This is a genomic window from Seonamhaeicola sediminis, from assembly GCF_004358095.2.
Taxonomy (GTDB): domain Bacteria; phylum Bacteroidota; class Bacteroidia; order Flavobacteriales; family Flavobacteriaceae; genus Seonamhaeicola; species Seonamhaeicola sediminis.
Genome location: NZ_SMZJ02000001.1, coordinates 73466 through 98105, shown reverse-complemented (window position 1 = coordinate 98105; position 24640 = coordinate 73466). Strand labels below are relative to the sequence as shown.

The window sequence follows — 24640 nt, the reverse complement described above, 5'->3', positions numbered from 1 at the left end:
GTAGATTAATTGAAGAGGGTTTTGAGAAGAGATTCTTCGTTTCGTTGTACTACACTCTGAATGACAACGGTTCTATGTCATTCAGAAGGAGGCTTTAGCCGACTGAAGAATCTTTAAATGGTATCATTCAAAAACGTCCAATCTGGATTTGATGTATTAATGAGCTGTTCTTTTTTGGCACGACTCCAACCTTTAATTTCTTTTTCTCTTTTGATGCCGTCATCAATTTCAAAAAAGTGTTCAAAATGAATCAGGTAAAAGCATTTATATTTGGAGGTAAATGATTTTGAGAATGGTAAAGGGTTGTTGTGATGATATAGTCTTTCTTTCAAGTTATTGGTTACTCCTGTATACAATACAGTTTTAGTTTTGTTAGTAAGTATATAAACATAGTAATTGTGAGTGCCTTTTGTTTTCATTAATATAAATGTAAACAAAAAAAGAAGAGATTCTTCGCTTCGTTGCACTGCGCTCTGAATGACAACGGTTCTATGTCATTCAGAAGGAGAACTTGTTCGACTGAAGAATCTCATTAAATGGAGTGCAATTTTGTTATGTGAATTTATGTTTAGATTTTTTGGAAGAGATTCTTCGTTTCGCTTTGCTTCACTCTGAATGACAATGGAGATTCTTTACTTCGTTTTATTGCTTTGCAAGGTACTTTCAATGCAAATATATTTGCCTTCAGGAATGCTCTGAATGACAAATTATAAAAATACTTTCTAAGTTAAAATAAAAACAGCACCTTTGTTTTAAATCCATGAAGTTAGCCATTATTTCACATACCGAACATTACAAAAGACCAGATGGTACTTTGGTAGGGTGGGGTGCCACTGTGAGTGAGATAAACCATTTATTAGCGATATTTGATGAAGTGTACCATATAGCTATGTTATATGATACAGAGGTTCCGGCCAGTGCATTGCCATATATCTCAGATAAAGTTCATTTTATTCCCATACCTTCGGTGGGTGGTAAAGGGTTTTTAAATAAGTTAGAGGTTATTTGGAAGAGTCCAAAGATTATTCAAATAGTTTCTAAAACCTTAAGAGACGTGGATTGCTTTCAATTGCGTACCCCCACAGGTATAGGCGTTTTTTTAATCCCCTATTTAAGTGTTTTTGTAAAACAGAAAGGCTGGTTTAAATATGCTGGTAATTGGAATCAGCTACAACCACCATTAGGTTATAGGCTACAGCGTTGGATGCTAAAACTACAGAGAAGAACCGTTACTATTAATGGCTATTGGGAGCAGCAGCCTTTACACCATCTGAGTTTTGAGAATCCTTGTTTAACAGACGCCGATATTGTTTTAGGTAGACAAATTCGTCAAGATAAAAGCCTAGAACGTAAAATAACCTTTTGCTTTGTGGGGCGTTTAGAACGAGAAAAAGGTGTAGAAACTATATTAAGCGCGTTTCATAGTCTAAGTGCTGATTTGGTGTCCCGAATCGGGACCATTCATTTTGTGGGAGAGGGTGAGGAGTCAACATATTTTAAGCAGCTAGCCAATGAAGGTAACCTTCATGTTCTGTTTCATGGTGCTTTACCACGGCAAGAGGTGTTTGAAATTTATAAACAGTCTCATGCTTTTTTATTACCCACTACCGCTTCGGAAGGGTTTCCCAAGGTGATTGCTGAAGCTATGAATTTTGGATGTATTCCCATTGTGTCCAATATTTCGGCTATTGGACATTATATAAAACACAACGATAATGGGTTTTTATTAAATGAAGTAACTTATGAAGCTTTGATATCAATGCTTTATACAATGTTAAACCTTTCTGAAGAAAATTACAAAAGGATGTTAGAAAGTTTTGATACAGTGGTTGAAAAGTTCACCTTTTCTCATTATAATAGCAGAATAAAGCATGATATTTTAAAATTTTGATGATTTGAGTCCAAGACTACGAAAACTAGCTCCAGATTATTATGTGCCTTTGGTTGTATTACACGTAGCGCTTGGGCTAGTTTTGTTTTTTTACGAACCCATTTCTAAACTTTATTTTTTAGTAACCATGGTTTACTTTATGGTTAAGATTGTGCTGGAACCTTCTCATAATAAAGCACAAACAGTTTTTTTAGGGTGTGCTTATTTTACGGGGGCAGAGGTGCTTTTTAGAATGACCGATGGTGGTATAGCTTATGAGGCCTCTAAATATTTGGTGGTTTTATTTATGCTCATGGGGATGTTTTTTAAGGGCTTAAGTGGTAAAGCGTATCCCTATTTTATTTATTTGATTTTACTGGTGCCTTCTATATTGGTAGCTTCATCTACCTTAAGTTTCTTTGCTAATTTTAGAACCAATATAGCCTTTGTATTAAGTGGTCCGGTATGTTTAGGAATTGCCGCGTTGTTTTGTTATGATAGAAAAGTAACGAATAGACAGCTTTTGGACATTATCATGTATTTCTCTCTGCCAATAATTTCAATGACCACTTATTTGTTTTTGTATAACCCCAGCATTAAAGATAAGTTGTCAGGTACCATTTCTAATGCAGCTTTATCTGGAGGGTTTGGTCCCAATCAGGTATCTACTATTTTAGGACTAGGCATGTTTGCAATGGCGGTACGACTATTTGTAAAATCCCCTACTACTTCTTTAAAGGTTCTAAATTTAATTATACTAGGAACCATGACATTTAGAGCACTTATCACTTTTAGTCGAGGCGGCGTGTTTGCGGCTATTATTGTAATAGGCGCTTTTTTGTGGACACTCTTTTACCATTCTTCTGGAAAGATGAAGAATCGGATTTTTGTTTCGATTTTTTTATTAGTGATAACAAGTGTAGTTACCTGGGTAGTAAGCTCAAATCAGACTAGAGGATTATTAGATAAACGTTATGCTAATGAAAATGCTAGAGGTATTAAAGAAAAAGACATTACAACGGGTAGGTTAGATTTGTTTAGGGAAGAAATTGAAGGCTTTTTAAGCAGTCCTTTTTTAGGTATTGGTGCCAGTCGCGTAAAGGATATAAGGGTTGAAACCTCTGGTACTCAATTGCCTTCTCATAATGAAATAGGAAGGCTATTATCTGAACATGGGTTTTTAGGGATTGTTATTATTTTAATATTGATTTTTAAGCCCATTGGCTATAGAACCGGTAATAAACGGAATTATTACTTTTATGCCTTTTTGGCTTTTTGGTTTGCTACTATTAACCATTCAGGTATGAGAATAGCTGCGCCTTCTTTATTGTATGCTTTTGCGCTATTGAATGTAGTCCCAGAGCGTGTTTATTTAAAGTCTATTGTAAAGAAAAAGAAAGTAAAGAGCACATCTGGAAAACCTATTCTCACTACTTAATTTATTAATATGTTATGGGTTATTAGGTTATGGTTTGATTAAGAAGGACATGATACAATCTAGTAATTAAAAATATTTTCCTACATTTATATCATATCCCGTTGTTCCAAATGCTTAAAGTAGGAAAAAAAATAATCTGGTTGGTCAAGCGACATCCCTATTTGTATTATACCAGATTTAAGTTACTATCCAAAGAGGCTTCTCAAAACGAAGCCATAACACACACCTACAATCTCATTAATAAAAAACAGCATATTCCCAAAAGCTTTCACATAGTTAACGCCATTATTTTAAAGGGAAAAGTACAAATGAATACCTTTAACAAGGTATTGGAAATAGCCAAATGGCTACGCCTTAATATTAAAGGAGGTTCGGGGTTGAGCCTATCTTCTGAGAAAGCCTTGGAAAAAATGTTAGCTGGAGAAGGAGGGGTTTGTAGTGATATATCTCAAGTATTCAATAATTTTTGTGTAGTTAATGATATTAAAGTACGGGAGTGGGGAATCACATCTTTACCGTTTAATAGAACTTTTGGTGGGCATGCATTTAATGAATTTTATTCTGAGAAATTTGATAAGTGGGTGTTAATAGACGTTTCTAAAACCATGATGTTCTTCGTTAAGGGGTCTGATATTCCATTATCTGTTATGGAATTGTTTGCGTGCAATAAGTCTGGTGAAGAAGTTATATATAAGTCGTTTTTAGAATCAAATAAGGTTGACGATAACCTTATTTCCCATTATTATTTGAATGGTGATAGGGCCCCTTTTTTAATATGCAATTATCATAATGAAACTTACGACAAGTATTTAGATAGGTATCACACTTTTTTACCCGTATTTGTTATTCACTTTTGGTTGTTTTTAATAAAGAAAAGTTACTTCTATATTTTTCCTATAAATAATCTCCAAGAAGAATTGGTATACCAAACCTAAGGCTGTTTTTTTTTGATTTTGAATTTTCAGGTCTAGCGCAGTCATGACCCAGTTGAATGATTATATTTTAAATCCTTCTGATATTATATTGAGTAACCATTACTTAGTATGGGCTTTATTGAGGTAAGGCTATTAGCTATAAATTAGATGAAAAGGGTTTAGGTTCAATTATTAATTCTTGTATTTTTACCATGTGAAATCCATATTATACATTGGTAATAAGCTTAAGAAGCATGGGAAAAATGCAACGGGCGTTGAGGTATTAAGTCCTTTATTAGAAAGCGCAGGATATACAGTTTATACCAGTTCTTCTAAATTAAACAAGTTCATACGCCTTATAGAGATGTTATGGGCTTGTTATAAGTATAGGCAAACGGTAGATATGGTGCTCATTGATACCTACAGTACCCAAAATTTCTATTTTGCTTATGCTGTATCCAGATTATGTGATGTATTACAATTAAAATACATTCCCATTTTACATGGCGGTAATTTACCAAAACGTTTAAAGTGTCATGCTAAGTTAAGCAAATCTATATTTCGAAAGGCCTATGTAAACGTAGCGCCTTCTGTATATATGATGGAACAATTTAAAAGTTATGGTTATAAGAATCTTGTTTATATTCCTAATGCCTTTGAAATTAAACAATACCCCTTTAAGAAAAGAGATTATTCTGAAATAAAATTACTCTGGGTACGCTCCTTTGCTAAAATTTACAATCCGCAATTAGCTGTTACAATATTAAAGCTTCTCCGTGATGAAGGTTTACAAGCTTCCCTATGTATGGTAGGGCCCGATAGTGGTGATGGTAGTTTAGAATCTGTTAGGGAATTGGCGCAACAGTTAGCGGTGGAAGTAACCTTTACAGGAAAGTTAACCAAACCACAGTGGATAGCACTTTCAAAAGAATATGACATCTTTATAAATACTACCAATTTTGACAATATGCCTGTTAGTGTGATTGAGGCCATGGCTTTGGGATTACCTGTTGTTTCTACTAATGTTGGCGGTATGCCGTATTTAATTGAAGATGGTATAGATGGTTTACTTGTTAACCCAAATAGTGTTAGAGAGTTTGTGAAGGCTATTAAATATCTGTTAAGTAATGAAGAGGAAGCTATAAGGTTGACTGTTAAAGCTAGAAAAAAAGTTGAGCAGTTTGATTGGAATGTAGTTAAGAAGCAATGGTTTACAGTTTTGAATAATTAAAAATGGTTATTAATACATATTGACCCAAAAAAAGTAAGTAGTTTAGCATTGTAGTTTTAATGCCATGAATATATTAATTACAGGAGCTGCTGGTTTTATTGGATCTCATGCAGCAGAACGTTTTAAGCAACTGGGCCATCGGGTCATAGGTGTAGATAACTTTTCGTCTTATTATGATGTGCGCTTAAAAAAAAGAAATGCAGAAGTATTAGAAGATCAAGATATTGAGATGATTGCATTGGATTTAAGAACTGATGCATTAATGGAATTATTACCTAATAAAATAGATTATATTATTCATTTTTCTGCTCACCCAGGTATTTCACAGATGTCAACCTTTAATGACTATTTATCAAATAATGTTGGTGCTACTCAGAATTTGCTTCATTGGACGTTAGGCTTAAAAAGAAAACCATACTTTATTAATATAGCAACATCCTCTATTTATGGATTAGAAGCCACCTTATCTGAAGATCAAGCTACTTCTCCAGCATCCTGGTATGGTGTTACTAAGTTGGCAGCTGAGCAATTAGTGTTATCTTATATTAGAAAAAAAGAATTAAAAGGAACCTCTCTAAGATTATATTCTGTTTATGGCCCTAGAGAGCGGCCTGATAAATTGTACACAAAATTATTGGATTGTGGAATTAACAATAAGGAGTTTTCATTGTATGAAGGGAGTGAAAAGCATCTTAGAAGTTATACCTATGTTCAGGATATTATAGATGGTATAGTTAGTGTTTTAGGTAAAGAAGACTTGTGCAATGGTGAAATATTTAATTTAGGAACAGACGTTGAAAATACAACGGCACATGGAATACAAATAATAGAAGCATTATTAAATGTAACAATAAAAAAGCAAATTTTACCTCCAAGACAAGGCGATCAATTAAGAACTAGAGCCAATATTGATAAGGCCAGAAAAGTTTTAAATTATAATCCTACTACTAAATTAAAAGAAGGACTTAAGGAACAATTAAAATGGTTTAAAGAAAATAATTATTAAAAGAGATAATTATTTTGATATTAAACCTGTATGGGATAATGTTTTAAAATAATAGGCTCTTGTAAAATTATGTACTATATTAGTGATTGCTATTAATCGTTGCCCTCATGTCTGGTCTTAGTATTCATTTTAATATTTCAGAACGAAAACTTCTGCTTAGAATTTTTGACCTTTTTTTTGTATTGCTGTTGCTTCACTTAGTAGGTACAGGGTTTCATTTTGATTATTTTACAGTAAGTAAAGAAAATTGGTCTTGGGTTTTTGTGTTGATATTATATATTTCTGTATTTGGAACCATATTTGAAATGTATGATTTACAAAAATCTAGTAAGTTAGAAAGTGTTTGGACTACCATTGTTCTTACCACATCAACCACCGTACTTTTTTATTTACTAACACCTTTTTTTACACCGTTTTTACCAGACAATCGTTTACAGATTTTTTTCTTTTTTGCCTCTATATTAGTGGCTTTGTTAGTTTGGCGTTTTGCTTACATAAAACTTATAGTTTCACCGCGTTTTAATAGAAAGGTTTTGTTGGTTGGTGAAACGTCTAATATTAAAGCTATTTTAGACACTTTTAAAACGGCTGATCCTAATTATCAAATCATTGGTTTTATAAACTGTGAGAAAACTAGGGGTGATAAAGTTAAATTTTTAGGACTGACCGAATACGCTCCAAAAGAAATTTATCAAGTTATCAAGGATGAAAATATTTTTGAAATTGTGGTGGCTACTTATAATTCTGAAAATATTACTCCCGAGATTTATACTGATTTGATTACGCTTTTAGAAGGCGGTTTTCCGATAAAGGAATATACACAGGTTTATGAAGATTTAACCAAAAGAGTTCCTGTTCAGTTTGTTGGAAAGGACTTTTATAAGTATTTCCCATTTAGCCGAAGTAATCAAAATAAAATGTATTTGTTCTTTCACAGATTTTTTGATATAATCATTAGTGTTTTGGGTCTTGTAATAGGAGCTTTACTATTACCAATAGTAATTATAGGTAATGCCATGGCCAATAGGGGCCCGTTGTTTTATACTCAGGAGCGTATTGGAAAAAATGGAGATCTTTTTAAAATAATCAAGTTTAGAACCATGATTAAAAATGCCGAACCTCATGGAGAGGCTTGGGCTATGAAGAATGATTCTAGGATAACTCTTTTTGGAAAGTTTTTAAGAAACACCCGATTGGACGAAATTCCACAGTTTATAAATATTTTAAAAGGCGATATGAGTTTAATTGGCCCTAGGCCAGAACGTCCTTATTTTGTTAGAGAGCTCTCTCAAGTATTACCTTTTTATGAAACACGCCACATTGTAAAACCAGGTTTAACCGGGTGGGCGCAGGTGAATACTAGATATGGTTCCTCGGTAGATGATAGCTTACTTAAGCTTCAGTATGACCTGTATTATATTAAACATAGAAGTTTTTTCTTAGACATTAATATTCTAATTAAAACCTTTAGCACCGTTATTTTCTTTAGAGGACAATAACTAAATTGATTATTGATTATTGATTATGATTATTGGAATAATACCTTACCAAAAATAGATATCGTATTCCTACAGCGATGATTAATGGAATTAAACTCATGGCAAATACCTGAACACCAATAATCCAATGCAATGTCAAAAGGCAAAGCATGATAATTAAAAACTTCAAATACTTTATAAACCACTTTTTGGGAGTCTCTTTAAAAAGTTGGCCAATCACTACAATATTTAAAGCAAAGGCCCAAAGCAGGTTGTAATTTTGATGGGTTCCAATATGGTCTGTCGCAAACCAAAGGAGCAAAATTAATATGCCAATGATTCCTGTAAAACTGAATATGAACATATCCAACCAAATGGTTCTTTTTCTCTTTTTAAAGTCTGTATAGGTGATGAATAAGATAATTAAAGAGAGAATACCTAAAATAAGCAACGGACTGGTAAAAAATGAATTTGAAACTTTGGTCGGTCTTTTAGTAAAAATCGTATTGCTATTTTTTACTAAAGGCGAACCATCTTTTTTTGTAGCTACTTCAAAGAATTCATAAATGTTTTCGGGTAAAAACATATGTTCTTCGGGGGTTGCTTCCCTGTCAATAACTGAACCTAAAGCGATATCAATCCCTAGACTGCCCCAAGAGTTTTGGTTTACATTATCATAAATTAAACTTCGGAATGTTTTAGCTTCAAAATCTTTTGGACTGTTAAATGTGATACCATTGTTAGTAGCTATTTTAGCAACATCTTTAATTCGTGTAGCACAATTATCAAAAAAGAATTCGTATAAATACGCTCTATTTTCTGATTTATAATTGTTTAATAGGTAATTGTAAAGTGTTTGTTTTTCGCTTTGCGATACATTGAGCACCTGCTCTTTTACGGTTCTGTTATGATACACATAGATTTGGTAGAACCTACTAAAGTTATCTTTACTTAAAAGGTAGTTTAATTTCCCTCTGGCAAACTTTAAATAAAAATTAGGGGCATCAAAATCGTATTCACCATAACCATAAACAACATCTAAACCCATGTTTGGGTCTTTTATTCTAAAAGCACTATGGCCAAAAGCATCATTAAGAGAAGTACCTGGTCCAATGGTTAAAACACTAATTTCAGAGGTGTTAGAAAGTGTTGTTTGCTGTGCGTAAACGCATGATGAAACTATTATAAGGAGAAATAGTAATTTTTTTGTCATCATCTAAAAATACTAAAATCTAGTTTTAAAGAAAATACGTTAGAGTATAGGGCTACACTTTGGTCTCCTATATCGGTGAAAGCGTAATCTATTTGAATACCATTGTATTTAAAACCTACGCCAAAACTGGGTTGAAAGGTAAGTTGCTCTGTGTTGTCTATTTGTAGTTCATTTTGGAAGTTTCCCATACCAGCACGTAAATACACCATATCTATATACCCAAACTCAAAACCTAAAGCCGGATTGACACTGGCAAAGGATGTTGAAATAATATCGTTATTTTCTTCAAAACGCACATTCAGATTGGCAGCGGCCAATAAAGTATAATCATAATTAAAATTGAATAATTTAGAAAAACCTATTTGTAATTTTGGAATGGTGATTTCGGTAGTTTCAGGAAGTTCTTGATTTTGCCCTTCAACGGCATTTCTAATGTTCTCAAATTCACCTTCATCAATAGCCCAAGCATTAAATGTTGTTGTAATGTCGCGTGCCATGATGCCAAACTTCCAATTGTTATTAGTTTCAAACTGAATGCCGGCATCTAAACCAAACCCCCAAGACGACGCAAAATCGCCAATAACGCGTCGAATCACTTTGGCATTAACCCCATAATTTAAACCTTGAACAGGTAATTTTCTGGCGTAAGAAAATGTGAGTCCATAATCTGCTGTAGAGAAAAGACTTATTCTATCATAATTAATATTCCCTTGTTGATCAATAAGCTGCGTGGTGTTTAAAATATCATCAACCGCAAATCTAATTAAAGAGATGCCTATGGCACTTTGGTTATCTAAAGGCATGGCAAAAGCAGCATAATCATAATTAGCAATATTGGCAAAATAACTGGAGTGCATCAATGCCAATTGGTTATCCTCAAGCGCCAAAAGTCCTGCCGGATTCCAATACCCTGAATTTACATCGGCAGTATGTGATGTTACTGCACTACTCATGCCTAAGGCTGCAGCATCCACGCCTATGTTCATAAACTCGTTAGAATATTTTCTAGTGGTTTGAGCAAACACAGAAACCGATAGTAAACAAAATATAACGCTTATGTAAACTTTCAATCGCAATTTTTTTACAAATATAAACCTATAAACTGTAAAATGTAATAGTTATTGTTTATTACTTGTTTTACAGTAAAATTGTTTGTTATTTTGGATACCTGCCGTCACTTCGACTGCGCTCAGTGTGACAGCAGGAATGAAAGTTTTAATGCAAAACGTCGAGACTTTCTTTTAAATTAAAATTCTTAGATGAAGCGATATATTCCAAATGCTCTAACATTATTAAACCTCTTATGTGGTAGTATTGCTGTAATATATGCTGTAAACGATAATTTTGTTACGGCTGCATTTTTTGTGTTTTTTGGTATTTTCTTCGATTTTTTTGACGGATTTGCCGCCAGAAAACTAAATGTTCAAAGTGATATAGGATTGCAACTAGATTCTTTAGCCGATGTTGTGACTAGTGGGTTAGTGCCCGGAATTATAATGTATAAATTACTGCAATTAGTTGGCCCTTTATGGCAAGAAACTGTTGATGGAATTGGATATAACAGAACAATTGGTTTTGAATTTGAGTATCCTGAATTTTACTATGTATTGCCATTATTCGGTCTATCAATCACATTAGCCTCAGCTTATAGACTGGCAAAATTTAATGTAGATACAGAACAACAAAATTATTTTAAGGGATTACCAACACCTGCTAACGCCTTGTTAATTGTATCGTTACCGTTAATATTGGAGTTTCAAAATAATGATATTATTAATGCCATTATTTTAAACAAATGGTTTTTAATTGGTATGACCATTTTAAGTTGTTGGCTATTAAACTCCGGTATAAAATTATTTGCGTTAAAGTTTAAAAATTGGGGATTTAAAGCCAATGCCACCCGATATATTTTTATAATGCTTTGTGTGGTATTGTTAATTGTGCTTCAATTTGCCGCTATTCCTTTAATTATTTTAGTTTACATAATCATGTCTGTTTTAGACAGTATTACTTCAACATAAAATTATGGCTTCTGGTTTTTTTGCGTTATTAGATGATGTTGCAGCACTCATGGATGATGTTGTTATAATGAGTAAAATTTCAACAAAAAAAACGGCTGGTATTTTAGGAGATGACTTGGCGGTAAATGCAGAAAAAGCAACAGGTTTTGTGTCTTCAAGAGAGTTACCTGTTCTTTGGGCTATAACAAAAGGGTCTGCTCTTAATAAAATCATCATATTACCCATAGCCTTCTTATTAAGTGCTTTTTTACCTATTGCAATAACCATTGCTTTAGTGCTTGGTGGTATATATTTAGCTTATGAGGGTGCTGAAAAAATATATGAGTATTTTTTTCATAAGAATCATAAAGATGAAACCAAAGCGGATATAATAGATGAACAGAATTTAACTAAAGAAGAACTGTTACTTTCAGAAAAAAAGAAAATTAAGTCTGCTATAATTACAGATTTCATTTTATCTGTTGAAATTGTAATAATTGCATTAGGTACTGTTTTAGAAGCGCCTATTTTAAACCAAATATTAGTAGTAACCATTGTGTGCATTATAGCTACAGTAGGGGTTTATGGCATAGTGGCGATACTAGTGAGAATGGATGATTTTGGCTATAAATTAGTTAAAATTGGTAATGGAAAAAGCATTTTACACCATATAGGTAACGTGTTAATTAGAGCCTTACCTATAATCATTAAAAGTTTAGCTATTATAGGTACCATTGCTTTGTTATTGGTGGCAGGTGGGGTTTTTGTTCACCATATTGAGTTTGTTCATCATTTGGTTAAAGATATAAACTTACCATCGTTTCTTGTTGAATTTTTGGTAGGCTTAATTGTTGGAATTGTTGCAGTTTTATTATTGCAAGTATTTAAATTACTTTTTAAAGGAAGTGCCCAAAAAGCATAAGAGGCTAATCCCTAATCTTCTTTTTACGCAACTCAAAGTTCTGACCCAAATACACCTTTCGAACCATTTCATCATTTGCAAGGTCTTCGGGTGCACCGTGTTTTAATATGCCTCCTTCAAACATCAAATAGGTTCTATCTGTAATAGCAAGGGTTTCTTGTACGTTATGGTCAGTAATAAGAATACCAATATTTTTTTTGGTAAGTTGTGCTACAATACGTTGAATATCCTCAACAGCAACAGGGTCAACACCTGCAAAAGGTTCGTCTAGCAAAATAAAATTAGGGTCGGTGGCTAGGGCACGTGCAATTTCCGTTCTACGGCGCTCACCACCAGAGAGTAAATCACCTCTATTTTTTCTAATATGTCCTAAACCAAATTCTTCAATTAAAGATTCCATTTTATGGCGTTGTTCCTTTTTGCTTAGTTTAGTAAGTTGAAGTACACTTAGAATATTATCCTCAATACTTAATTTCCTAAATACTGATGCTTCTTGTGCTAAATAACCAATACCGTTTTGGGCACGTTTGTACATAGGGAATTTGGTAATCTCGGTGTTGTCAAGAAATATTTGCCCGCCGTTAGGTTTAATAAGCCCCACAATCATATAGAACGAAGTAGTCTTACCAGCACCATTAGGTCCTAACAACCCTACAATTTCACCTTGATTTACTTCAAGAGAAACGTCTTTTACAACTTTTCGCCCGCTATAGGACTTCATTAAATTTTCGGCTCTTAAAATCATACTTGCAATAACGTAAAATTTAATTAATTATTGGGTTTAAAAGTACTAGGCTTTTACAGCTTCCTTTCGTTTTTGTTTTCTAACAACAAGTTTAGAAATATAAATACTTACTTGGTACAGAATTATAATGGGAATGGCTACAATAACCTGACTTGCTATATCTGGCGGTGTAATTATGGCAGATAGTATCAAAACTACAACCAAGGCATACTTTCTATATTTCTTTAAAATTTCTGGGGTCACTAGACCTATTCTGGTAAAAAAATAAATGATAATTGGTAGTTCAAAAATAAGTCCAGAAGCAAGGGCAGATGAACGTACCAATGCTATATAAGAACTAATGTCTATTTGATTATCAACCGTTTCAGAAACGCTATAATTAGCCAGGAAGTTAATGGATAAAGGCGTTACAATATAGTATCCAAATAAAACACCAATAAAGAACAAGATAGATGAAATGATAATGAATCCTTTGGAGTGTTTTCTTTCATTCTCATGCAAACCAGGACTTACAAATTTCCAAAGTTGATAAATTACGTATGGAAAAGAAATAACAAATCCTCCTAAAATAGCCGTCCAGATATCTGCTGAAAACTGACCAGCCATAGTGCGGTTTTGTATAATCATAGGTACTTTTTCGTTACAAAAAGTGGTATCAACACCAATAAAAGTAGCTGCTTTACATAAAAAATCATAAGTTGGAAAACTCATGTCTAATGGTGCGAAAATAATTTTATCAAAAATAAAGCGACTAAAAATAAAAGCTAAGGTAGCTACTATAATAACTGCTAAACAAATTCTAATTAAGTGCCATCGTAAATCTTCAAGATGGTCTAAAAACGACATCTCGTTTATATTTTTTTTCGCCATTATATAATGCCTTCTTTAATTAAGTCGTGTAGATGAATAACGCCAGCATATTGACCGTTTTCTTCAACAAGAAGCTGAGTAATTTCATTTACTTCCATAAGTTCCAGAGCGTCAACGGCCATTGTTTCGGCGTGTACTCGCTTAGGGTTGGCACTCATTATATCTTTTGCTGATAACGAGGTGAAATTATCAGAATTACTCAACATACGCCTGATATCACCGTCGGTTACAATACCAACAATTTTATCGTTTTCAACTACTGCAGTAACTCCTAATCGTTTTTGAGTAATTTCAACAATAACATCTTTAATATTAGTTGATGGGTGTACTTGAGGTTTTTCGTTAACCGATGAAATGTCATAAACCCGTAAATACAGTTTTTTTCCTAAAGCACCGCCTGGGTGATATTTAGCAAAGTCTTTACTTGAAAAGCCTCGCATTTCTAATAAGCACACCGCCAATGCATCTCCCATAACCAGTTGTGCTGTGGTACTTGTGGTAGGCGCTAGATTATTTGGACAGGCTTCCTTTTCAACATAGGTGTCAAGAACATAGTCAACTTGTTGCCCCAAAAATGAATCTTTATTTCCAGTAATGGCAATCATTTTGTTTTTAGCATTTTTAATTAGCGGAACCAGAACCTTAATTTCTGGGGTATTACCACTTTTAGAAATGCAAATCACAACATCGTCTTTTAAAATAAGTCCTAAATCACCGTGAATAGCATCTGCCGCATGCATAAATATAGCAGGTGTACCCGTAGAATTTAATGTAGCCACAATTTTATTGGCAATAATGGCACTTTTACCAATTCCGGTAATAATGACGCGCCCTTTAGAATTGTAGATTAGTTTTACGGCTTCGGCAAAATCATCAGTTATTAAATTAGAAAGATTAAAAATGGCTTTACTTTCTGCCTCTATAGTTTGTTTAGCAATTTGTAAAATAGATGTCTCCCTATTCAAAATTTAATTTCTTTTTAGTTGATGCTCTTAAAGATTTTATTATCTTTAATGGTATCCAAATTTTAAATTTTGTTGTAATTTGGATTCTCTGTACAAAAGTACATGAATTTTTTCATGTGTTTGTATATATTGATTTTATAATAGTAGTTTGTAACCATTGGCGCTAAAAATAATTGTACCACTATCTTTAGTAATTATTTTAGGTAAAGGTTTCATTCTAAAAGTTATAAATAAAGGACGAAAAAAAGAAGAGGGCGTCTTTAAGTTATATTGTTAAGATATTCTGTAAATTGGATGTTAATATAATTTCAAGTAGATAATTAATAGTAATTTTATTCATGTTAGTAGCAAAAAGTGACTTGCACTCTGCACTAAAGAAGTATTTTGGGTTTAATAAATTCAAGGGGTTGCAAGAAGATGTTGTTGAGAGTATTATTTCAGGAAACCATACGTTTGTAATAATGCCAACTGGCGGCGGTAAGTCGTTATGTTACCAACTTCCTGCGTTAATGCAAGAGGGTACTGCTATTGTGGTATCACCCTTAATAGCCTTAATGAAAAATCAAGTAGATGCCATAAGAGGGGTTTCTAATGAAGAAGGTATTGCCCACGTTTTAAATTCATCATTGAACAAAACAGAGGTTAAACGCGTTAAAGAAGATATTACAAATGGTGTTACCAAACTTTTATACGTAGCTCCAGAGTCATTAACCAAGGATGAAAATGTTGATTTTTTAAGAACCGTAAAGGTGTCTTTTATGGCTATTGATGAGGCACACTGTATTAGCGAATGGGGGCACGATTTTAGGCCAGAATACAGGAATTTACGTCATATAATTGGTAGAATAGGAGAGAACATACCCATAATAGGATTGACGGCAACAGCAACTCCAAAAGTACAAGAAGACATTATTAAAAATTTAGGTATAACTGGTGCTAAAACTTTTAAAGCGTCTTTTAACAGACCTAATTTATACTACGAAGTTCGACCAAAAACTAAAAGTGTAGATGCAGATATAATTAGATTTATCAAGCAAAACGAAGGTAAATCGGGTATAGTATATTGTTTAAGTAGAAAACGCGTTGAAGAACTTGCTCAAGTTTTACAAGTTAATGGTATTAAGGCAGTTCCTTACCATGCTGGCTTAGATGCCAAATCTAGAAGCAATCATCAAGATATGTTTTTAATGGAAGATATTGATGTTGTGGTAGCTACTATTGCCTTTGGGATGGGAATTGATAAACCAGATGTACGCTTTGTTATTCATCATGATATACCTAAGAGTATAGAAAGTTATTATCAGGAAACAGGACGCGCCGGACGTGATGGCGGCGAGGGTCATTGTTTAGCGTTTTATTCCTATAAAGACATTGAAAAACTGGAAAAGTTTATGTCTGGTAAACCCGTTGCTGAACAAGAAATTGGTCATGCACTATTGCAGGAGGTTGTTGCTTTTGCTGAAACTTCAATATCTAGAAGAAAATTTATTTTACATTATTTTGGTGAAGAGTTTGACAATGAAACTGGTGAAGGAGGCGATATGGATGACAACGTTAGACACCCTAAAAAGAAGCACGAAGCCAAAGATGATGTGGTTATTCTTTTACAAATTATAAGAGATACTAACGAAAAATATAAGTCTAAGGATTTGGTAAATGTAATTGTTGGTAAGGAAAATGCTCTCATTAACTCACATAAAACCAATGAACAACCATTTTTTGGTAAAGGAAAAGGCAAAGATAAAAACTATTGGATGGCACTTTTAAGGCAAGTGTTAGTTACCGGTTATCTTAAAAAGGATATAGAAGCTTATGGTGTTATTAAGTTGAATGATGACGGCCGACTATTTATCAAGAATCCAACATCATTTATGATGACCGAAGATCACGTATTTGATAGCAATCAAGATGATTCTGGTATAGTGACAGCTGCTAAAGGCGGTGGAGGTGTGGCCGATGAAACACTTATGAATATGCTTAAAGATCTTCGAAAGAAAAATGCAAAAAAACTTGGAGTTCCACCATTTGTTATTTTCCAAGATCCTTCGCTTGAAGATATGGCGCTTAAATATCCTATTTCTTTATCAGAACTTGGAAATGTGCATGGTGTTGGAGAGGGTAAAGCTAAGAAATATGGAAAGGATTTTGTTGCTCTAATAGCTAAATATGTAGAGGAAAATGATATAGTTAGACCAGATGATTTGGTGGTTAAATCAACTGGTAGTAATTCTGCAAACAAACTATATATCATACAGAATATAGATAGAAAATTGCCTTTAGATGATATTGCTTCTGCTAAAGGTTTAGAAATGAATGAGTTTATAAAACAAATGGAAGCCATTGTATATTCTGGTACTAAACTCAATATAGATTATTGGATAGATGAAATTTTAGATGAAGATCAACAAGAAGAAATTCACGAATATTTTATGGAGTCTGAAACCGACTCAATCAATGAGGCTATTGAAGAGTTTGATGGCGATTATGATGATGAAGAATTGCGTCTCTATCGAATTAAATTTATAAGTGAAGTCGCTAATTAGTTTTCAGTCCTATCTTTATAACGCTTATCAAAAAAACTTCTAGCTTCATACTTCAGTCTTCTATCTAAATAAGTTATCTTTGCACTTTCTTAAAAATTAGAACAATGCAAGACGGATTATACGCAAAATTTAACACTACAAAAGGCGAAATTTTAGTGGCTTTAGAATACAAAAAAACACCAGGAACGGTTGGTAACTTTGTTGCTTTAGCAGAAGGGAATCTTGAAAATTCAGTAAAGCCGCAAGGAACTCCATATTATAACGGATTAAAGTTTCACAGAGTGATTCCTGATTTTATGATTCAAGGTGGTTGTCCACAAGGTAGCGGAGCTGGTAACCCAGGGTATCAATTTGATGATGAGTTTCATCCAGATTTAAAACATGATGGTCCAGGAATACTATCAATGGCTAATGCAGGACCTGGAACTAACGGAAGCCAATTTTTCATAACACATGTAGAAACCCCTTGGTTAGATAATAACCATACGGTTTTTGGTAAGGTAGAACAAGGACAAGACGTAGTTAATGCTATTGCCCAAGGCGATACCATTGAAACTTTAGAGATTGTTAGAGTAGGCGTTGAAGCTGAAGGGTTTAATGCTGTTGAAGCTTTTAGAACTTTTGAAGGCGCCAGAGAAAAAAGAATGGCTGAAGAAAAAGCGAAAGCTGAAGCTCAATTAGATAAGTTAGCTGCTGGTTTTGAAAAAACAGAGAGCGGGTTACGTTATCAAATTATTCAAAAAGGTGATGGTATTAAAGCGGAAAAAGGAAAAACAGTTTCTGTTCACTATAAAGGGCAATTGGCAGATGGTACTGTTTTCGATTCTTCTTACAAAAGAAACCAACCCATAGATTTTCCATTAGGAGTTGGACAAGTAATACCCGGTTGGGATGAAGGTATTCAACTATTAAAAGTAGGAGACAAAGCACGCTTGGTAATTCCAAGTGACTTGGGATACGGTAGTAGAGGTGCAGGTGGTGTTATTCCGCCTAATGCTACTTTAATTTTTGACGTAGAGTTAATGAATGTGAAATAATAATAGAGTATTCACATTTTTATGATATTCTAAGCACCTCATTTGAGGTGCTTTTTTTATATTTAAACATGACAAATCAAGATTTAGAGCAGTTAAAATATCCTATTGGAACATTTGAATTTCCAGATACGATTACAGACCAACATATTAAAGATTGGATTTTGGTTTTAGAACAATTTCCCATTCGATTAGAAGCTTTAGTTAAGTACTTGTCTAAGGAGCAGTTAGATACTGTTTATAGGCCTGGTGGTTGGACCATAAGGCAAGTTGTGCACCATGTGGCAGATAGTCATCACCATAGTTATACACGTTTTAAGTGGGCATTAACCGAAGATAAACCAATAATTAAAGCTTACAATGAAGCTGATTGGGCAGAATTACATGACAGTAAACATGCACCCATACAAATGTCTTTAGAGCATATTAAAGCTATTCATTACAAGTTGGTGTATTTGTTAAAGGGTTTAAATAATGAAGATTTAAAGAAAAGTTTTATGCATCCAGAAACTGGTTCTGAGGTTTTGTTATCCTATAATATTGGTAATTATGCGTGGCATAGTAACCATCATTATGCGCATATTGAGAATTTACTAAAACGTAAAGGATGGCTTTATGATTAGGGATTTTCAAACAAAAGATATACAACAACTATTGTATATTTATAATCACTATGTTTTACATTCTGCTGTAACCTTTGACGATGAGTTGCTGTCATTAGAAACTTTTACTGAAAAAGCTAACAAAATAAACTCTGAATATCCTTTTATAGTTTTTGAAGAAAATAACCAAATATTAGGTTATGCTTATGGTAGCCAGTTTAGACCAAAGCCGGCTTATAAAAACACGGTGGAATCAACCATATATTTGAGGCATTCAGCTATTAGAAAACAAATAGGGACCAAATTATATACGCGATTGATAGAACTTCTAAGAGAACAGAAATTCCATATAGTTTTGGGAGTGTTAACATTACCCAATGAAGCCAGTGAAAAACTTCATGAAAAATTAGGTTTCAAAAAAGTAGCCCACCTTAATGAAGTAGGTTTTAAATTTGGCAAGTGGCAAGATGTGGGTGTTTATCAACTTAAACTAAACCTTCCACTTAATATTACAACCAATACTAGGCTTTTGTAATAGGGTGTTTTCTTTTTCTTCAATTAAACAATCCAATGCATTTCTTAAATCAGCACCATTTAAAGGTTTGCCATTATCTGGTCTGGAATCGTCAAGTTGCCCTCTGTAAACTAATTTGTCATTGGAATTAAAAACATAAAAATCAGGTGTACAAGCAGCATCGTAAGCTTTAGCTATTTCTTGGGATTCATCATATAAATAAGGGAACGGGTATCCTTCATTTTTTGCGTGAGCTTTCATGTTTTCAGGGCTATCTTGGGGGTAGTTAACTACATCATTACTTGAAATTGCAGCAAACCCAATCCCTTTGTCCTTATAAGTTTTTGCTATGGAAATGATTTCAGAATTTACATGAATTACAAATGGGCAATGATTGCAAATAAACATAATAACTGTTCCGTTTTTGCCTTGTATTTCATTAAAGCTTATAGATGCATCAGAAATGGTATCAAAAAGTGAAAACTCTGGTGCTTTTGTTCCCAATGGAAGCATATTTGAAGGTGTTCTTGCCATAATTTTGTGTTTCTACAAAGTTCGTGATAATTTGTATTTTTAAAAAATGAACGATGTAATAACTTTTGAAGATTTTACTAAATTAGATTTTAGAGTGGGCACTATTATTGAAGTGCATGATTTTATGGAAGCGAGAAATCCTGCCTACAAATTAACAATAGATTTTGGTGTATTAGGTATAAAAAAATCTTCGGCGCAAATTACAACACGCTATAGAAAAGCAGATTTGTTACAAAAGCAAATTGTGGCTATTGTAAACTTTTCAAAAAAGCAAATTGCTAAATTTATGAGTGCATGTTTGGTTTTAGGAGCTGTAAATGGAAAGGATGTCATCCTTTTAAAACCCGAAAGCAAAGTAAAAAACGGCAGTGTAGTGTCTTAGATATATGCAGGAACTTGATTCTGTTAAAATTAATTTTGATAGTGGCGCACTCTGGGTATTAAATATAGCCTTAGCTGTGGTTATGTTTGGAGTAGCTTTGGGTATTACTCTTGGCGATTTTAAAAATTTAATAAGACAACCAAAGTTGGTTATAGTTGGTGTAGTATCACAATTTGTATTATTACCGTTAGTAACTTTTATACTAATTATGCTTGTAAAACCACAACCCAGTATTGCTTTAGGGATGATGATGGTGGCGTCTTGTCCTGGTGGAAATATCTCAAATTTTATGACGCATTTAGCCAAGGGAAATACAGCACTTTCAGTTAGTTTAACTGCTTTTGCAACTTTTTTTGCCATTTTTATGACACCTTTTAACTTTCATTTTTATGGTAGTTTGTATCAACCTACGTCACAAATATTACAAGAGGTGGAATTAAATATTTTTGAACTTCTAAAATTAGTAACACTTATATTGGGAATTCCTCTATTTTTCGGGATGCTGATTAGACGTTACTACCAATCTATAGCAATAAAACTTTCTAAATTTTTAAGACCTTTTTCTATATTTATTTTTGGGGCTATTGTAGTTATTGCATTTGTAAATAACCTAGATGTTTTTAATGCTTATATTCATCATGTATTACTGTTAGGTATTTTACATAACATCATTGCTATTTTGTTAGGATTCTTGGTGGCACGATTATTTAGATTATCATTTAAAAATCAAAAAACCATAGCCATAGAAACTGGAATACAAAATTCTGGATTAGGTTTACTGCTTATTTTCACCTTTTTTAATGGTATGGGAGGCATGGCTATTTTAGCAGCTTTTTGGGGTATATGGCATATAATTTCTGGTTTGTTATTGGCATTTTATTGGTCTGGTAAAGAAAAATAATTCATGAGTAATTGAAAAAACTTTGGTTACATAGCGTACATGCCTACTTGAAGTTGGGAATGTTTTTCTACTTTAAAAAAGTAATGATTCATAATATTGAAAATATTCCTAAAGATAAACCGGTGTTGATTTTAGGAAATCACCAAAATGCGCTTTTAGATGCGTTATTGATTGCGGTTTATGGTAGCCGGTTTTCTTATTTTTTAACAAGAGCGGCAGTATTCAAAAAAGTATTGTTTAGTAAGCTATTAAGAAGTTTACAAATGCTTCCAGTATATAGAATTAGAGATGGTTGGAATACCCTAAATAATAATAATGCTATTTTTGAAACTTGTTCTGAATTATTGAAAAAAGGGGAGTCTATCGTAATTTTTCCAGAAGGAAATCATAATTTGGAAAGACGTGTAAGACCTTTGAGTAAAGGGTTTACGCGAATTGTTTTTGATACTTTAGAAAAGTATCCTAGTTTAGATTTACAATTGGTTCCTGTTGGCTTGAATTATAAAGATGCCGTTAGTTTTCCTGATAGTGCTTCAATGTTTTTTGGTAAACCAATTGCGGCTCAGGCGTTTATTGAAGATAGTAAAAGTAAATCTTTAGCTAATTTAAAAAACAAGATGCAATTGGAATTGCTGCAATTAACAACTCATATTCCTCAAGATAATTATGAAACCAATTTAAGGCAACTACAGGAGTTACAAGTTGATTTTTTAAAACCACAGGACGTTAATAATTGCATTAAAAGTGGTTTTAAAAGGTGTAAAACAGAGGTGAAATCAAAAACAGTTGGGTTAAGTAACTTTTTTAAGTTACTGCTTATAATTAATTTGATATTGCCTTATGCTATATGGAAACTTGCCATTGAGCCAAAAATAACAGAATTAGAGTTTAAATCAACTTTTCGCTTTGCTGTGGCTTTGACCTTGGTACCAGTTTGGATACTGATTATAACCATTATATTACTATTGTACTATGGTTTATTTATAGCCATATTGTACTTTTTACTAACCATATTATTGGGGTTAATAGCCATAAAATTGTAAAAAAAAAGCCGCTACACTTCGTGTAACGGCTTCAAAAATTGATTATTAAATCAATTATATATCATCAAAGTCAACATCTGTGAAACTTTCAGTTGTTTTTAGAGTGTCTTCGGTGTCAGATTTGGTAGAAGTATCATCGTTGTTGTCCTCTTTCTTAAAATCTTTTTGGTGACGTTCACTAATAACTTCATCGCCTTTTTCGTCAATAATGTAATCAGTCATTTCAGCTAAAATATCTTTAAACTCAGTAAAGTCTTCTTTGTAAAGATAAATTTTATGCTTTTTGTAATGGAATGATCCATCGTCGTTTGTGAATTTTTTACTTTCTGTAATAGTTAAGTAGTAATCATCTGCTTTTGTGGCTCTTACATCAAAAAAATAAGTGCGTCTTCCAGCTCTTAAAACCTTAGAAAAAATCTCTTCTCTCTCCATCATATCATTATTATTCATAGTTTAATAGAAATTTATTTGAATTATCATTTGTGTATCAAAAATCTAAAAAAAACCGATACTAACCAACAAATTATGAAGTTTCTTTTTTTAATCTTCTTTTTCGTTGCATTTACTTTAAAACTTCATTAGACTTAAGATAACAGAGATAAAGTTTATTTTGTTGAGGTTTCACTTAATTGTTTTAAATATAGGTGTTTGTAGTAGCCTTCTGTGTTGATAAGCGTTTCATGAGTGCCTTCTTGTACAATTTTACCATTGTCTAATACAATAATTTTATCTGCATTTTTAGCTGATGATACCCGGTGACTCACAATAATTGATGTCTTTCCTTGAGAAATTTTATTGAGGTTTTTAAGAATTTTTTCCTCAGTTTCTGTGTCAACAGCTGATAGGCAATCGTCAAATAACAATATTTTAGGTGACTTTATGATAGCCCTAGCAATGGATACGCGTTGTTTTTGTCCACCAGACAAGGTAATACCTCGCTCACCTAAAATGGTGTCATAACCTTTATTAAATTTTATAATGTTTTTATGAACTTGGGCATTTTTGGCGGCTTCAATAACATCATCATCACTAGCATTTGCTTTACCAAACTTAATGTTATTTTTTATGGTGTCTGAAAACAGAAAAGCATCTTGTGGAACATAACCAATACTATTTCTTAAATTGTAAAGATTATGTTTTTTAATAGCCATCCCGTTTACAAGAATCTTACCTTCAGAAATATCGTAGAGTCTTCCAATTAAATCTAAAATGGTAGATTTTCCAGATCCGGTTTTACCTAGAATAGCAAGGGTTTCTCCTTCTTTTATTTCAAAGCTGATGCCTTTTAAAGCCTTAATATTAGTATCGTCATAGGTGAACGATACATTATCAAAAGTAATATGGCCTGTAATTTCCGTTGGGTTATTAACGGTGTTTTTAATTTCTGGTTCAATCTTTAAAAATTCATTAATTCTTTTTTGTGATGCTTCTGCTTGTTGCACAATTGAAGTTACCCAACCTACCGTTGCAACTGGCCATGTGAGCATGTTTACATAAATAATAAACTCAGCAATAGTGCCTAAACTCTCAATATCTCCATTAATATACTGCATACCACCTATATAGATAACTAGGAGATTACTAGTGCCAATAAGTAGTATCATCATGGGGAAAAACCAAGCCTGAACTTTAGCTAGATTCACTTGTTTTTCCTTACTTTCAAGCGCTAGCGTATTAAAACTAGAGACTGTTTGAGGTTCAATTCCATAAGCCTTTATTACAGAAATACCACTAAAAGACTCTTGTGTGTAAGTTGATAATTTAGATAAGTATTCTTGAACAATAGTACTTCTTTTGTGAATTTCTCTACTCAGTTTATAAATAACTAAAGAGAGAATAGGTAGCGGTAAAACGGTGTAGAGTGTGAGTGTGGGAGCTGCTTTAAACATGTAAATTAGCGCCACAACAAACAAAGCAACTGTATTAATACTATACATTATAGCAGGACCTGCATACATGCGCACTCTGGTAACATCTTCTGTAATTCGATTCATTAAATCGCCCGTTCTATTTTTCTTGTAGAAGTTAAGAGAGAGTTTTTGGTACTGTTCATAGATTTCGTTCTTCAGGTCAAACTCAATATAACGAGATACATTAATGATGGTTTGTCTCATAAAAAACGTAAGAATTGCAGCAATTAATGCGGCGCAAATAATCCAGATAATAGCTTCGGCTAGCTCAGATTTAAAAACACTTTCTGAAATTGTTTTGTTATCAAAACGTTCAATGGCAACAAAAATCTTTTTAACATATCTGGGGGTATAAAGCAAAAATATTCTAGCAGCAATGGTAATAATGCTTCCTAAAATGATGTGGGTTTTATACTTTAAAAAGTATTTGTTTAAATGTTGTAATTCTTTCATAGAGAGAAGCAAATATAGGGTATATAATGCTATAACTTACCTTAAAACTATTTAGTAATTGTTAAAAATACC

At 33.1% G+C, this 24640-nt stretch carries 24 protein-coding genes; 15 read left to right on the top strand and 9 right to left on the bottom strand.

Annotation, left to right across the window (positions count from 1 at the left end; genetic code table 11):
- Positions 1-113: 113 nt before the first annotated feature.
- A complete protein-coding gene (locus E1J38_RS00500) occupies positions 114-419 on the bottom strand; it encodes a GIY-YIG nuclease family protein (RefSeq protein WP_133354967.1) in 306 nt (101 codons plus the stop codon).
- A gap of 341 nt (positions 420-760) precedes the next feature.
- Here E1J38_RS00500 and E1J38_RS00495 point away from each other — a divergent pair, with 341 nt between their 5' ends.
- The 6 genes from E1J38_RS00495 (at position 761) to E1J38_RS00470 (ending at position 7958) form a co-directional block, all read left to right on the top strand.
- Positions 761-1891, top strand: a complete 1131-nt coding sequence (locus E1J38_RS00495) for a glycosyltransferase (RefSeq protein ID WP_133354969.1) — start codon at positions 761-763, stop codon at positions 1889-1891.
- Between the two features lie 4 nt (positions 1892-1895).
- Positions 1896-3308, top strand: coding sequence for an O-antigen ligase family protein (locus tag E1J38_RS00490; protein ID WP_255449745.1), 1413 nt, complete (start codon positions 1896-1898; stop codon positions 3306-3308).
- A gap of 110 nt (positions 3309-3418) precedes the next feature.
- Entirely contained in the window at positions 3419-4243 is an 825-nt protein-coding gene (locus E1J38_RS00485; RefSeq protein ID WP_133354971.1) for a transglutaminase domain-containing protein, read from the top strand.
- Between the two features lie 193 nt (positions 4244-4436).
- Positions 4437-5453, top strand: a complete 1017-nt coding sequence (locus E1J38_RS00480; RefSeq protein WP_133354973.1) for a glycosyltransferase family 4 protein — start codon at positions 4437-4439, stop codon at positions 5451-5453.
- Between the two features lie 64 nt (positions 5454-5517).
- Positions 5518-6459, top strand: coding sequence for an NAD-dependent epimerase/dehydratase family protein (locus tag E1J38_RS00475; RefSeq protein WP_133354975.1), 942 nt, complete (start codon positions 5518-5520; stop codon positions 6457-6459).
- Positions 6460-6566: 107 nt separating this feature from the next.
- Positions 6567-7958, top strand: coding sequence for a sugar transferase (locus E1J38_RS00470; RefSeq protein WP_133354977.1), 1392 nt, complete (start codon positions 6567-6569; stop codon positions 7956-7958).
- 16 nt (positions 7959-7974) lie between these two features.
- Here the strand turns inward: E1J38_RS00470 and E1J38_RS00465 are convergent, their stop codons facing one another.
- Both E1J38_RS00465 and E1J38_RS00460 read right to left on the bottom strand, forming a co-directional pair.
- A complete protein-coding gene (locus tag E1J38_RS00465) occupies positions 7975-9153 on the bottom strand; it encodes a lipoprotein N-acyltransferase Lnb domain-containing protein (protein WP_369407146.1) in 1179 nt (392 codons plus the stop codon).
- Entirely contained in the window at positions 9150-10220 is a 1071-nt protein-coding gene (locus E1J38_RS00460) for a putative type IX sorting system protein PorV2 (protein ID WP_500801819.1), read from the bottom strand. The genes E1J38_RS00465 and E1J38_RS00460 overlap by 4 nt, the downstream gene beginning before the upstream one ends.
- A gap of 189 nt (positions 10221-10409) precedes the next feature.
- On the opposite strand from E1J38_RS00460, the gene E1J38_RS00455 reads away from it, so the two are divergent.
- Positions 10410-11171 (top strand): CDP-alcohol phosphatidyltransferase family protein, encoded by a 762-nt coding sequence (locus E1J38_RS00455; RefSeq protein WP_133354979.1) that lies wholly within the window; start codon positions 10410-10412, stop codon positions 11169-11171.
- A gap of 4 nt (positions 11172-11175) precedes the next feature.
- Positions 11176-12072 carry a DUF808 domain-containing protein gene (locus tag E1J38_RS00450; RefSeq protein WP_133354981.1) on the top strand — a complete coding sequence of 299 codons (897 nt, stop codon included), beginning with the start codon at positions 11176-11178 and terminating at the stop codon, positions 12070-12072.
- Between the two features lie 4 nt (positions 12073-12076).
- Here E1J38_RS00450 and lptB read toward each other — a convergent pair whose 3' ends face one another.
- The 3 genes from lptB to E1J38_RS00435 are packed head-to-tail and all read right to left on the bottom strand — an operon-like array spanning position 12077 to position 14652.
- A complete protein-coding gene (lptB, locus tag E1J38_RS00445; protein ID WP_133354983.1) occupies positions 12077-12817 on the bottom strand; it encodes an LPS export ABC transporter ATP-binding protein in 741 nt (246 codons plus the stop codon).
- Positions 12818-12862: 45 nt separating this feature from the next.
- On the bottom strand, positions 12863-13687 hold the full coding sequence (gene tatC, locus E1J38_RS00440) for a twin-arginine translocase subunit TatC (protein WP_133354985.1): 825 nt from the start codon (positions 13685-13687) through the stop codon (positions 12863-12865).
- Complete coding sequence (locus tag E1J38_RS00435) at positions 13687-14652, bottom strand: KpsF/GutQ family sugar-phosphate isomerase (protein WP_133354987.1); 966 nt, start codon at positions 14650-14652, stop codon at positions 13687-13689. The genes tatC and E1J38_RS00435 overlap by 1 nt, the downstream gene beginning before the upstream one ends.
- A 338-nt stretch (positions 14653-14990) precedes the next feature.
- On the opposite strand from E1J38_RS00435, the gene E1J38_RS00430 reads away from it, so the two are divergent.
- The 4 genes from E1J38_RS00430 (at position 14991) to E1J38_RS00415 (ending at position 19366) form a co-directional block, all read left to right on the top strand.
- Positions 14991-17195 carry an ATP-dependent DNA helicase RecQ gene (locus E1J38_RS00430; RefSeq protein ID WP_133354989.1) on the top strand — a complete coding sequence of 735 codons (2205 nt, stop codon included), beginning with the start codon at positions 14991-14993 and terminating at the stop codon, positions 17193-17195.
- A 104-nt stretch (positions 17196-17299) separates the two neighbouring features.
- The gene (locus E1J38_RS00425) at positions 17300-18232 is read left to right on the top strand and encodes a peptidylprolyl isomerase (RefSeq protein ID WP_133354991.1); all 933 of its coding nucleotides are present in this window, start codon (positions 17300-17302) and stop codon (positions 18230-18232) included.
- A gap of 68 nt (positions 18233-18300) precedes the next feature.
- A complete protein-coding gene (locus E1J38_RS00420) occupies positions 18301-18852 on the top strand; it encodes a YfiT family bacillithiol transferase (protein WP_133354993.1) in 552 nt (183 codons plus the stop codon).
- On the top strand, positions 18845-19366 hold the full coding sequence (locus E1J38_RS00415) for a GNAT family N-acetyltransferase (RefSeq protein ID WP_133354995.1): 522 nt from the start codon (positions 18845-18847) through the stop codon (positions 19364-19366). Before E1J38_RS00420 ends, E1J38_RS00415 begins: the two co-directional genes overlap by 8 nt.
- On the opposite strand, the gene E1J38_RS00410 is transcribed toward E1J38_RS00415, so the two are convergent.
- The gene (locus E1J38_RS00410; RefSeq protein WP_133354997.1) at positions 19322-19879 is read right to left on the bottom strand and encodes a thioredoxin family protein; all 558 of its coding nucleotides are present in this window, start codon (positions 19877-19879) and stop codon (positions 19322-19324) included. The two genes, E1J38_RS00415 and E1J38_RS00410, sit on opposite strands and share 45 nt — an antisense overlap.
- A 46-nt stretch (positions 19880-19925) precedes the next feature.
- On the opposite strand from E1J38_RS00410, the gene E1J38_RS00405 reads away from it, so the two are divergent.
- Genes E1J38_RS00405 through E1J38_RS00395 form a run of 3 tightly spaced genes read left to right on the top strand, consistent with a single transcriptional unit; the run spans position 19926 to position 22205 of the window.
- Complete coding sequence (locus E1J38_RS00405; RefSeq protein ID WP_133354999.1) at positions 19926-20261, top strand: tRNA-binding protein; 336 nt, start codon at positions 19926-19928, stop codon at positions 20259-20261.
- 4 nt (positions 20262-20265) lie between these two features.
- Positions 20266-21162: a bile acid:sodium symporter family protein gene (locus E1J38_RS00400; protein ID WP_133355001.1), complete on the top strand. Its 897-nt coding sequence runs from the start codon at positions 20266-20268 to the stop codon at positions 21160-21162.
- A gap of 11 nt (positions 21163-21173) precedes the next feature.
- Entirely contained in the window at positions 21174-22205 is a 1032-nt protein-coding gene (locus tag E1J38_RS00395) for a lysophospholipid acyltransferase family protein (RefSeq protein ID WP_255449744.1), read from the top strand.
- 54 nt (positions 22206-22259) lie between these two features.
- On the opposite strand, the gene E1J38_RS00390 is transcribed toward E1J38_RS00395, so the two are convergent.
- Together E1J38_RS00390 and E1J38_RS00385 are read right to left on the bottom strand one after the other, a co-directional pair.
- Positions 22260-22655, bottom strand: a complete 396-nt coding sequence (locus tag E1J38_RS00390; RefSeq protein ID WP_133355003.1) for a PUR family DNA/RNA-binding protein — start codon at positions 22653-22655, stop codon at positions 22260-22262.
- 155 nt (positions 22656-22810) lie between these two features.
- Positions 22811-24568, bottom strand: coding sequence for an ABC transporter ATP-binding protein (locus E1J38_RS00385; protein ID WP_133355005.1), 1758 nt, complete (start codon positions 24566-24568; stop codon positions 22811-22813).
- Between the last annotated feature and the right edge of the window lie 72 nt (positions 24569-24640).

What these genes read in the sequence shown, in the direction of transcription:
- E1J38_RS00500 (WP_133354967.1), bottom strand. Translation starts at nt 419, where the DNA reads ATGAAAACAAAAGGCACTCACAATTACTATGTTTATATACTTACTAAC.
- E1J38_RS00495 (WP_133354969.1), top strand. Translation starts at nt 761, where the DNA reads ATGAAGTTAGCCATTATTTCACATACCGAACATTACAAAAGACCAGAT.
- E1J38_RS00485 (WP_133354971.1), top strand. Translation starts at nt 3,419, where the DNA reads ATGCTTAAAGTAGGAAAAAAAATAATCTGGTTGGTCAAGCGACATCCC.
- E1J38_RS00475 (WP_133354975.1), top strand. Translation starts at nt 5,518, where the DNA reads ATGAATATATTAATTACAGGAGCTGCTGGTTTTATTGGATCTCATGCA.
- E1J38_RS00470 (WP_133354977.1), top strand. Translation starts at nt 6,567, where the DNA reads ATGTCTGGTCTTAGTATTCATTTTAATATTTCAGAACGAAAACTTCTG.
- E1J38_RS00465 (WP_369407146.1), bottom strand. Translation starts at nt 9,153, where the DNA reads ATGATGACAAAAAAATTACTATTTCTCCTTATAATAGTTTCATCATGC.
- E1J38_RS00455 (WP_133354979.1), top strand. Translation starts at nt 10,410, where the DNA reads ATGAAGCGATATATTCCAAATGCTCTAACATTATTAAACCTCTTATGT.
- E1J38_RS00450 (WP_133354981.1), top strand. Translation starts at nt 11,176, where the DNA reads ATGGCTTCTGGTTTTTTTGCGTTATTAGATGATGTTGCAGCACTCATG.
- lptB (WP_133354983.1), bottom strand. Translation starts at nt 12,817, where the DNA reads ATGATTTTAAGAGCCGAAAATTTAATGAAGTCCTATAGCGGGCGAAAA.
- tatC (WP_133354985.1), bottom strand. Translation starts at nt 13,687, where the DNA reads ATGGCGAAAAAAAATATAAACGAGATGTCGTTTTTAGACCATCTTGAA.
- E1J38_RS00430 (WP_133354989.1), top strand. Translation starts at nt 14,991, where the DNA reads ATGTTAGTAGCAAAAAGTGACTTGCACTCTGCACTAAAGAAGTATTTT.
- E1J38_RS00425 (WP_133354991.1), top strand. Translation starts at nt 17,300, where the DNA reads ATGCAAGACGGATTATACGCAAAATTTAACACTACAAAAGGCGAAATT.
- E1J38_RS00420 (WP_133354993.1), top strand. Translation starts at nt 18,301, where the DNA reads ATGACAAATCAAGATTTAGAGCAGTTAAAATATCCTATTGGAACATTT.
- E1J38_RS00415 (WP_133354995.1), top strand. Translation starts at nt 18,845, where the DNA reads ATGATTAGGGATTTTCAAACAAAAGATATACAACAACTATTGTATATT.
- E1J38_RS00410 (WP_133354997.1), bottom strand. Translation starts at nt 19,879, where the DNA reads ATGGCAAGAACACCTTCAAATATGCTTCCATTGGGAACAAAAGCACCA.
- E1J38_RS00405 (WP_133354999.1), top strand. Translation starts at nt 19,926, where the DNA reads ATGAACGATGTAATAACTTTTGAAGATTTTACTAAATTAGATTTTAGA.
- E1J38_RS00400 (WP_133355001.1), top strand. Translation starts at nt 20,266, where the DNA reads ATGCAGGAACTTGATTCTGTTAAAATTAATTTTGATAGTGGCGCACTC.
- E1J38_RS00390 (WP_133355003.1), bottom strand. Translation starts at nt 22,655, where the DNA reads ATGAATAATAATGATATGATGGAGAGAGAAGAGATTTTTTCTAAGGTT.
- E1J38_RS00385 (WP_133355005.1), bottom strand. Translation starts at nt 24,568, where the DNA reads ATGAAAGAATTACAACATTTAAACAAATACTTTTTAAAGTATAAAACC.